An 8940-nucleotide genomic window follows, 5' to 3' on the forward strand; every position below is an offset into this window, starting at 1 on the left:
CTCGCCGTACCACCAGGCCCTGGCCCGCCGCGCCGGCAGGCCTTTCGTGATCGTGAGGTCACCAGGTCCCGGGAGAGCGGCCGTCCACGGTGAAGACGGTGCCGTCGGGCGCGGTGGCGCACACCCGGGCGTCCCCGCCGACCATCACCGGGGCGGGCGGTGTGCTCACGACCTCGGCCGAGTGCGTGCCCAGCCGTGCGGGCGTCTGCCCGGTCAGCGTGCCCGTGCGGGCGTCGACCGCGAGCAGCCGGCCGTCGCTCCCGGTGACGTACACCGTCCCGCCCCGCGCGACGGGCACCGAACCACGGCTCACCGAAGTCTCCAGATGCCACAGACGCCGGCCCGACCCCATGTCCACGGCGTCGAGGGAACCGCCGGTGGCCAGCACATGGACCACGTCCCCCCGTACGCTCGCGTGCGCGCCGGCGAGCACGACGGGGAGCGTCACACGCCGCGTCGACCCGCTCCCGGGGGTGTAGCGGACGATCTCCCGGGCGCCGTAACCGCTGTCGACACCCAGGAAGAACACCGAACCGTCGGCCTGGGCGGCGAACGGTTTCAGCCAGCCCTTCAGCCGAACGTCCCACCGGACCCTGCCCGTGCCCGGATCCACGGCGGTCACCTGCGTCCGGGTGCCGTCGGCGGACGTCCGCGTCGCGTACGCCAGCCCGCTCCCCGCACCGGATCCGCCCGGGAACGCCACGAAGGACGGCACACCCCCGCCGGGCACCGCACCGCGCCAGCGCGTGGCGCCGGTCGCCCCGTCCACGCCGGTGACCGCGCCGTCGGCACCGGTGAGCAGGGCGGTGTCACCGGCGTACCGCACCGTCGTGCCCGTCGGCAGGCGGCGCTGCCAGACATCCCTGCCCGTGGCCGGATCGAGCCCCGCGAGCCGCGAGCCGCCGTCCGTGTACGGCTGCACCAGGCCGCCCGAGACGACCGGAGGCCCGCTCGTGGACCGCGTGTCGACGGAGCGCCGCCACAGCAGCCTGCCGTCGGCCGCGGAGAGCGCGAAGACCACACCCGGCCGTGCGCAGAGCAGTCTCCCCGCTCCGTACGCGCACTGCGGCATGCCCGCTCCGGCGGGCACCGGCCGGGCCCTCCAGGCGTGGGAGCCGGCCGTCCGGGCCGACGCACTGCCGGCCCTCGGCGTCTCGTCATCCCCGCCGGACCCCCACACCGCGGCGAGGGCACCCACCAGCACCAGCCCGAGGGCGCCGGCCCTCAGCACCGCCCGCCGGCCCGGTCGCCGCACCGGTCGCCGCACCAGCCGCCGTGCCGGGCGCCGTTCGGGCTGCTCGGGACGGGCAGGCGCCACCGCACCTGGTCCGTCCTCGCTCGCGCGCTGCGCCGGTATGAACGCCTGCGTGTCGTACGAGGCCGCCACCGAGCGCAGTTCCCGCATCAGCTCGTCCGGGGTGGGCCGGTCCGCGGGCTCCTTGGCGAGGCAACGTTTCACCAGCGGCGCCAGACTGTCCGGCACGCCCGTCAGGTCGGGCTCGTCATGCACCACCTGGTAGGCGACGACGTACGGACTGTCCGAGTCGAACGGCCCGCGCCCGGTGGCCGCGTGCACCAGGACCGATCCGAGCGCGAAGACGTCGGCCGCGGGCCCCACCTCCCTCGGACGCCGGAACTGCTCGGGCGCCATGAACGGCGGCGTGCCGATCAACTTCCCCGTCTCGGTGCGCAGTTCGCTGTCAGCCGGCCGGGAGATGCCGAAGTCGATGACTTTCGGCCCGTCCTCCGCGAGCAGCACGTTGCTGGGTTTCAGGTCCCGGTGCACGACCCCCACCCGGTGGATGTCCCGTAGCGCCTCCGCGAGCCCGGCCATCAGCCGACGCAGCTGCGGAGCGGTCATCGGCCCCTTCCGCTTCACCTGTTCGGACAGGGTCGGCCCCGGAATGAACAGCGTGGCCATCCACGGCCGCGCGGCCTGTGGATCGGCGTCCACGACGGGCGCGGTGAAGGCACCGCTGACCTTCCGCGCGGCGGCCACCTCCTGCCGGAAACGGCCCCTGAACTCGGGGTCCCGCGCGAACTCGGCGTGCACCACCTTCACCGCGAGCTTCATTCCCGACGTGCTGCGGGCGAGGTGCACCACGCCCATGCCGCCGGAGCCCAGACAGGACTCCAGACGGTAGTGACCGGCGTATTCGGGAAGTTCCGCTTCCGCGCCCGCCCCGATGTTGCGCTGTGGCGCCATGGACCACCCCCGTGCTCTTCGTCCGCGCGCGCGACGCACGGAGCCTAGTCGATGGTTCGTACGGGACGGAGGCGGCTTGCTAGCGTCTGCGTGCGCGTCGCAAAGGCGTTCCGCGCCGGGTTCTCAGCTCGGCGACACAGGAAGAACAACGGGGGAGGAGCACGAACATGTCAGTCGACCGTGCGCAGGAGACCGAGGGCATCGACGGCGGACCGGCGGGGGAGGCGGCGGCAGCGGTCCGCACCTACGCCGTCGCTCCCGGCGTCCGGCTGAACGTCCGCAGCGGCCCCGGCACCGGCTACAACCTCGTGCGCATCCTGCCCGAGGGCGTCCGGGTCCCGATCTACTGCCAGACACCCGGTACCACCGTGTCGGGCACCTACGGCACGACGAACGTCTGGGACCTCATCGACAGCGGCGAGTACGTCTCGGACGCGTACGTACACACCGGCAGCGACGGCTACGTCGCCGCCCGCTGCGGCTGACCCACGGTCCGGCGGGGAAGCCGAATCCGGCGGATGAGCGACCCGGTGGGCGGCCCCGGTGGGGGAGTGGGCCGCAGGTCGGAGCGGGTCCCGGCGGGGCAGCGGGGTTCCGGCGTCAGGGGCGAGCCGCAGCTCGGGAGTCGGCCCGGCGGGGAAATGGGCCCCGGCGTGGGGAGCGGGCTCCGGCAGGGCAGCCGGTCCCGGTGCGGATCCGGGGCGGCCCCAGGGTGGGACCGGTCCAGGTCGGGCAGCCGATCCCGGCCCCGGGGAGCGGGCCCCAGCCCGGCAGCCGGTCCGGCCCCGGCAGCCGCGCCCGGCGCGGGGTCCTGCGAAAGCCCTGCCCTCGCCGGGACGGCCCGGCCGGAAGCCTCCCCCGCCGGGGAGCCGTCGACGAAGCCGGCCCGCCGGAGCGGGCCCCCACCGGTAGCCCGAAGGTGTGCGGAGCCATAATCGTCCCGTGAGCGACGAAAGCGGCACCACGGACTCCTCGGCGGGCCGCACCGGCGGCGTGCCCCAGGGTGAGGGCGCGGCTCCGGACCGTGCCCCCCGCCCCGAGCCCCTGCGCTTCTTCGGCACCTCCTGGGTGCACCACGACAACGGCTACGCGGCCCGCCGCGCCGCTGTCGCCGTCGGCTCGCTCGCCGCTGCCGCCGTCTCCTGCCTGGTGCTGCGCTTCGCGTACGAGGGCATCCGCATCGCCGGCACCGGTTCCTTCGTGACCGTGCTGGTCGTCGCCATGTTCGCGATCTGTACCGCGCTCGCCTTCCGCAACACCTGGGACGGCTTCGGCGCACGGCACGACCCGCAGCGCCAGGCCTCCCTGCGCGGCCTGCTCGCCATCGGCTTCGTCGGCTCCCTCCTCGCCTGCTTCGTCCGCTCCCTGACCGAGGCCCCGGGCGAGAAGCTGCACCGCGAGGAGTACGAGAAGGCCCGCGTGGAGCACGAACGCCGCGCCACCCGCCGCACCGGCGACCCGTCACGGAAGAAGCGGCGCCGCTAGGGAGCCGGCAGCCGCGCGGCCCGTACCGCTGCCCGGCCGTTCGCCCGCGCGCGGACAGGGCCTGGCCTGCGGCATCACCCCCGCCGGAAACCGCTGGTCCCCCCGCTCCTTCCCGCCCACCATGACTCCATGGCAACCCCCGAGTCACCCACCACCCCGCACGCCGCCCACGCTGCCCGGGCCCACTCCTTCAACTCCGCCGCCACCCAGTACGCCGCGAACCGCCCCTCCTACCCACCCGCTCTCCTCGACACCGTCGAGGAACTGACGGGCCGTTCCCTGTCCGGAGCCAGAACCGTGGACGTCGGCGCCGGCACCGGTATCGCGACCGCCCTCCTGCACGCCCGTGGCGCCGACGTCCTCGCGGTCGAACCCGGCGAGGGCATGGCCGCCGAGTTCCGCCGCGCGCTGCCGCACATCCCGCTCGTCCGGGGTGACGGCAACGCGCTTCCCGTCGCCGACGCCCACGCCGACCTCCTCACCTACGCCCAGGCCTGGCACTGGACCGACCCGGCCCACTCGGTGCCGGAGGCACTGCGCGTGCTGCGGCCCGGTGGTGCGCTGGCCCTGTGGTGGAACACGGAGGCGCTGGACGTCGAGTGGATCGCCGAGGCCGCCGAGCGCACGGGCCGCTTCCTCGGCCTCGACCTCACCGCTGCCGAGCAGCGCAGGACCATCGAGCGCACCGAGCGGGCCGACCCCAGCGGACGTCTGGACTTCGCCCGCCGCACGATCCGCTGGAGCCGCCGCGTCCCGGTCGACGTCCACCTCGCCAACCTCGGCAGTCACTCGGCCCTCCTCGTCGAGTGCGAGGAGCGCAGGACCGCCTTCATGGAAGAGGAACGCGCCCAGCTGCTCGCGGCCTTCCCGGACGGCACCGTCGAGGAGACGTACGACGTCCGCCTCCTGGTCGCCCTCAGACCCTGACCCGTACCCCGGCCCGGATCCCACCCCAGCTCACTCCCCCCGTTCCTCCCCCACTCGCGGCGGCCGGCCCACCCGGCCGCCGCTTTGGCGTACGCGCCCCCTCCCGACCGGCCGCGAGCATGCACGCCAGGCCCTCCCGAAGCCCCTGTGCCCCCTTGACGCCGGCCCCCTGCGAGCGGATTATTCATCGCATGATGAATTATAAACCGGGCGGCCCTCCGCCCCACTCCGCCGCCGTCCACGCCGGCCCCGCCGTCCACGCCGGCCCCGCCGTCCACGCCGAGGACCTCACCGTCGTCCGCGGTTCCCGCACCGTCCTGCACGACCTCCGCTTCACCGTCCCCCACGGCCGGATCACCGGCCTGCTCGGCCCCTCCGGCTGCGGCAAGTCCACCCTCATGCGCTCGATCGTCGGCACCCAGGCCGGGAGCACCGGCACCCTCGACGTCCTCGGCCACCCCGCCGGCCACCCCGCCCTGCGCAGCCGCATCGGCTACGTCACCCAGGCCCCCTCGGTCTACGACGACCTCACCGTCCGGCAGAACCTCGACTACTTCGCCGCGGTACTCGACCCCGGCCGCGCCGCCGCCGAACGGCGCCACCACCACGTCACCCAGGCCATCACCGACGTCGACCTCGCCGGCCACGCCGACGCCCTCGCCGGCACCCTCTCCGGCGGCCAGCGCAGCCGCGTCTCCCTGGCCGTCGCCCTCCTCGGCACCCCCGAACTCCTCGTCCTGGACGAACCCACCGTCGGACTCGACCCCGTCCTCCGCCGCGACCTGTGGAACCTTTTCCACGACCTCGCCGCCACCCGCGGCACCACCCTCCTGATCTCCTCCCACGTCATGGACGAGGCCGAGCGCTGCCACCGCCTCCTCCTCATGCGCGAGGGCCGGATCCTCGCCGACGACACCCCGGACGCCCTGCGCACCCGCACCGGCACCGACACCGTGGAGGCCGCCTTCCTCCACCTCGTCGACGCGGCAGCCGCCACGAACCGCACGAAAGAGAGCACCCGATGAGCCCCACCAGCCCAACCGACCCCACCAGCCCAACCGACCCCACCGGCACGGCGGCCACCCCGGCCGCCGGCGCGCTCAACGCCTCCCGCGCCACCGCCACCGCGGCCCGGGTCCTGCGCCAGCTGCGCCACGACCCGCGCACCATCGCGCTGATGATCCTCGTCCCGTGCCTGATGCTGGTCCTGCTGCGCTACGTCTTCGACGCCAGCCCCCGCACCTTCGACAACATCGGCGCCTCGTTGCTCGGCATCTTCCCGCTGATCACGATGTTCCTGGTCACCTCCATCGCCACCCTGCGCGAACGCACCTCCGGCACCCTCGAACGCCTCCTCGCCATGCCCCTCGGCAAGGCCGACCTCATCACCGGCTACGCCCTGGCCTTCGGCGCCCTCGCCGTCATCCAGTCCGCCCTCGCCACCGGACTCGCCGTCTGGCTCCTCGGCCTGGACGTCATCGGCTCCCCCTGGCTGCTCCTCCTCGTCGCCCTCCTCGACGCCCTGCTCGGCACCGCCCTCGGTCTCTTCGTCTCGGCCTTCGCGGCCTCGGAGTTCCAGGCCGTCCAGTTCATGCCCGCGGTGATCTTTCCCCAGCTCCTCCTCTGCGGCCTGTTCACACCCCGCTCCGACATGCACCCCGTCCTGGAGGCCGTCTCCGACGCCCTGCCGATGTCGTACGCCGTCGACGCCATGAACGAGGTCCTCCTCCACACCGACATGACCGCGACCTTCGTCCGTGACGCACTGATCGTGGCCGGCTGCGCCCTGCTGGTCCTCGGGCTGGGAGCGGCGACCCTGCGCCGGCGCACCGCCTGAACGACCCCCGCCGCGGTGGACGTCCGCCCACCGGACAACCCACCCGCACCCCTCCTCACCGGTGCGAAACTGAACCGCATGAGCCAGAAAGTCGCAGTCCTCGGCACCGGCAAGATCGGCGAAGCCCTGCTCAGCGGAATGCTCCGGGCCGGCTGGGCCCCCGCCGACCTCCTGGTCACCGCCCGGCGCCCCGAACGCGCCGAAGAACTCCGCACCCGCTACGGAGTCAGCCCGGTCGGCAACACCGAGGCCGCCAAGACCGCCGACACCCTGATCCTCACGGTCAAGCCGCAGGACATGGGCGCCCTGCTGGACGAACTGGCCCCGCACATCCCCGCCGACCGCCTCGTCATCAGCGGAGCCGCCGGGATTCCCACCTCCTTCTTCGAGGAGCGCCTGGCCGCGGGCACCCCGGTCGTCCGGGTCATGACCAACACCCCCGCCCTCGTCGACGAGGCGATGTCGGTCATCTCCGCCGGCAGCCACGCCACCGAACAGCACCTGGCGCACGCCGAGGAGATCTTCGGCGGCGTCGGCAAGACCCTCCGCGTCCCCGAGAGCCAGCAGGACGCCTGCACCGCCCTGTCGGGCTCCGGCCCGGCGTACTTCTTCTACCTGGTCGAGGCCATGACCGACGCCGGCATCCTGCTCGGCCTGCCCCGCGACAAGGCCCACGACCTCATCGTCCAGTCGGCTATCGGCGCCGCCGTGATGCTCCGCGACAGCGGCGAGCATCCCGTCAAGCTGCGCGAGAACGTCACCTCCCCCGCGGGAACGACGATCAACGCCATCCGGGAACTGGAGAACCACGGCGTACGCGCCGCCCTCATCGCCGCCCTGGAGGCCGCCCGCGACCGCAGCCGCGAACTCGCCTCCGGCAAGAAGGACTGACCCGACGCCCCCTGCGGGCGGCGGCCACCCGCCGCCCGCACATCGCCGCCCGGCTACGGCGCGGCGCTCAGCGTGGGCTCCGCCACGGGCGGCAGCAGCCCGATCGCCCGGTACGCCGTGTCAACGATCGGCCGAGCCAGCGTCCTGGCCTTCTCCGCACCATCCCGCAGCACCCCCTCCACATAGGCCGGATCGGCACACAGCTCCCTGTGCCGGGCCTGCACCGGCCGCAACGCCTCCACCACCGCCTCCGCGGTGTCCTTCTTCAAAGAGCCGTACGAGTCGTGAACGTCCGCCAGTGACTGAGGGTTCCCGCCCGTGCACGCTGCGAGAATCTCCAGCAGGTTCGCGACTCCCGGCCGCGCCTGCGGGTCGTACCCGACCTCCCGGCCGCCGTCGGTCACCGCCCGCATGATCTTCTTCCGCACCACGTCCGGCTCGTCCAGCAGATACACGACCCCCTGCCCCGAGTCCGACTTCCCCATCTTCGCCGTCGGGTTCTGGAGGTTCATCACGCGGGCCGCCACCCCCGGAAGGGTCGCCTTCGGCACCACGAACGTGTGCCCGTACCGCTGGTTGAACCGCACCGCGAGATCCCGCGCCAGTTCCACGTGCTGCACCTGGTCGTCCCCGACCGGCACCTCGTCCGTGCCGTAGGCCAGGATGTCCGCCGCCATCAGCACCGGATACGTCAGCAGCGACAGCCGTACGCTCCCACCGCGCTCCCGCTCCCGCGCGGCCTTCTCCTTGTACTGGATCATCCGCCGCATCTCGCCGTCGCCGGCCACGCACTCCAGCAGGTACGACAGCCGGGTGTGCTCGTCGACATGGCTCTGCACGTACAGGGTGCACAGCTCGGGATCGAGCCCGACCGCCAGCAGGAGCGTGGCCGCCTGCCTGCTGAGCCTGCGCACGCGCGCCGGATCGTGGTCCACGGTCAGCGCGTGCAGATCCACGATGCAGAACAGCGAATCCGCCCGGTGCTGATCGACCTCGGCCCAGCGCCGCATGGCTCCCAGGTAGTTCCCCAGGGTCACGTGCCCGGTCGGCTGGATCCCGCTGAAGACCCGCTTCATCTCCACTCCACCTTCGGTCCGGGCCGCCGCTTCCGCGGCCGGCCCCCTCAGTCCCGGAGGGAGATACACGAACGGCCGCCGAAGCGGCGGCCGTTGAGTGCATACGTGCGTACGGCCGCCGTCAGGCGGCCCACCAGAGCTGGGTACACGTACGCGTGATCACGAGGTTCACCGTACGCCTCCGGGAGACCGCCGCGCGAGAGTTGACACTCCCCACGGCCGTCCGTAAGGTACTCCGAGTTGTCCGACGTGAGCGCCGACCCCGGTCGGTCCCCGGACAGCCATTCCGTAAGCACCACCCAATCGATCAACGCTTCGGCGGCGACTGCATTGGCGTGCGTATTTACGGAATGGGGAATCCGTGTTCGAAAGGGCGCCGGCCCCCGATTAGCTCGGGAGCCAGGAATCCGCTAAAGTCTCACTCGTCGGAACGGCCAAGCGGCCGGGAGGACAAGCCCCCTGACTGGGAGTCAGACACCGAAAGGGTCTGATAGAGTCGGAACCGCCGGAAAGGGAAA

The 8940-nt window shown here is 73.0% G+C and carries 8 protein-coding genes; 6 read left to right on the top strand and 2 right to left on the bottom strand.

The features are described 5' to 3' along the window. Nucleotides 1-58: 58 nt before the first annotated feature. Complete coding sequence (locus ACF1BE_RS32875; protein WP_392202648.1) at nucleotides 59-2206, bottom strand: serine/threonine-protein kinase; 2148 nt, start codon at nucleotides 2204-2206, stop codon at nucleotides 59-61. 167 nt (nucleotides 2207-2373) lie between these two features. Here ACF1BE_RS32875 and ACF1BE_RS32880 point away from each other — a divergent pair, with 167 nt between their 5' ends. The 6 genes from ACF1BE_RS32880 (at nucleotide 2374) to proC (ending at nucleotide 7346) form a co-directional block, all read left to right on the top strand. Next, nucleotides 2374-2691, top strand: coding sequence for an SH3 domain-containing protein (locus ACF1BE_RS32880; protein WP_392202649.1), 318 nt, complete (start codon nucleotides 2374-2376; stop codon nucleotides 2689-2691). 457 nt (nucleotides 2692-3148) lie between these two features. Further along, complete coding sequence (locus tag ACF1BE_RS32885; protein WP_392202650.1) at nucleotides 3149-3691, top strand: EamA/RhaT family transporter; 543 nt, start codon at nucleotides 3149-3151, stop codon at nucleotides 3689-3691. Between the two features lie 129 nt (nucleotides 3692-3820). Then, nucleotides 3821-4618, top strand: coding sequence for a class I SAM-dependent methyltransferase (locus ACF1BE_RS32890; RefSeq protein WP_392202651.1), 798 nt, complete (start codon nucleotides 3821-3823; stop codon nucleotides 4616-4618). Between the two features lie 191 nt (nucleotides 4619-4809). Further along, nucleotides 4810-5643: an ABC transporter ATP-binding protein gene (locus tag ACF1BE_RS32895; RefSeq protein WP_392202652.1), complete on the top strand. Its 834-nt coding sequence runs from the start codon at nucleotides 4810-4812 to the stop codon at nucleotides 5641-5643. Beyond that, nucleotides 5640-6455 (top strand): ABC transporter permease, encoded by an 816-nt coding sequence (locus tag ACF1BE_RS32900; RefSeq protein WP_392202653.1) that lies wholly within the window; start codon nucleotides 5640-5642, stop codon nucleotides 6453-6455. The genes ACF1BE_RS32895 and ACF1BE_RS32900 overlap by 4 nt, the downstream gene beginning before the upstream one ends. A 78-nt stretch (nucleotides 6456-6533) precedes the next feature. Next, on the top strand, nucleotides 6534-7346 hold the full coding sequence (proC, locus tag ACF1BE_RS32905) for a pyrroline-5-carboxylate reductase (RefSeq protein WP_392202654.1): 813 nt from the start codon (nucleotides 6534-6536) through the stop codon (nucleotides 7344-7346). Between the two features lie 53 nt (nucleotides 7347-7399). Here proC and trpS read toward each other — a convergent pair whose 3' ends face one another. Then, nucleotides 7400-8422 (bottom strand): tryptophan--tRNA ligase, encoded by a 1023-nt coding sequence (gene trpS / locus ACF1BE_RS32910; protein WP_392202655.1) that lies wholly within the window; start codon nucleotides 8420-8422, stop codon nucleotides 7400-7402. Nucleotides 8423-8940 lie beyond the last annotated feature (518 nt).

The sequence above is a fragment of the Streptomyces sp. NPDC014991 genome, from assembly GCF_043080665.1.
Taxonomy (GTDB): Bacteria; Actinomycetota; Actinomycetes; order Streptomycetales; family Streptomycetaceae; genus Streptomyces.

What these genes read in the sequence shown, in the direction of transcription:
- ACF1BE_RS32875 (WP_392202648.1), bottom strand. Translation starts at nt 2,206, where the DNA reads ATGGCGCCACAGCGCAACATCGGGGCGGGCGCGGAAGCGGAACTTCCC.
- ACF1BE_RS32880 (WP_392202649.1), top strand. Translation starts at nt 2,374, where the DNA reads ATGTCAGTCGACCGTGCGCAGGAGACCGAGGGCATCGACGGCGGACCG.
- ACF1BE_RS32890 (WP_392202651.1), top strand. Translation starts at nt 3,821, where the DNA reads ATGGCAACCCCCGAGTCACCCACCACCCCGCACGCCGCCCACGCTGCC.
- ACF1BE_RS32895 (WP_392202652.1), top strand. Translation starts at nt 4,810, where the DNA reads ATGATGAATTATAAACCGGGCGGCCCTCCGCCCCACTCCGCCGCCGTC.
- ACF1BE_RS32900 (WP_392202653.1), top strand. Translation starts at nt 5,640, where the DNA reads ATGAGCCCCACCAGCCCAACCGACCCCACCAGCCCAACCGACCCCACC.
- proC (WP_392202654.1), top strand. Translation starts at nt 6,534, where the DNA reads ATGAGCCAGAAAGTCGCAGTCCTCGGCACCGGCAAGATCGGCGAAGCC.
- trpS (WP_392202655.1), bottom strand. Translation starts at nt 8,422, where the DNA reads ATGAAGCGGGTCTTCAGCGGGATCCAGCCGACCGGGCACGTGACCCTG.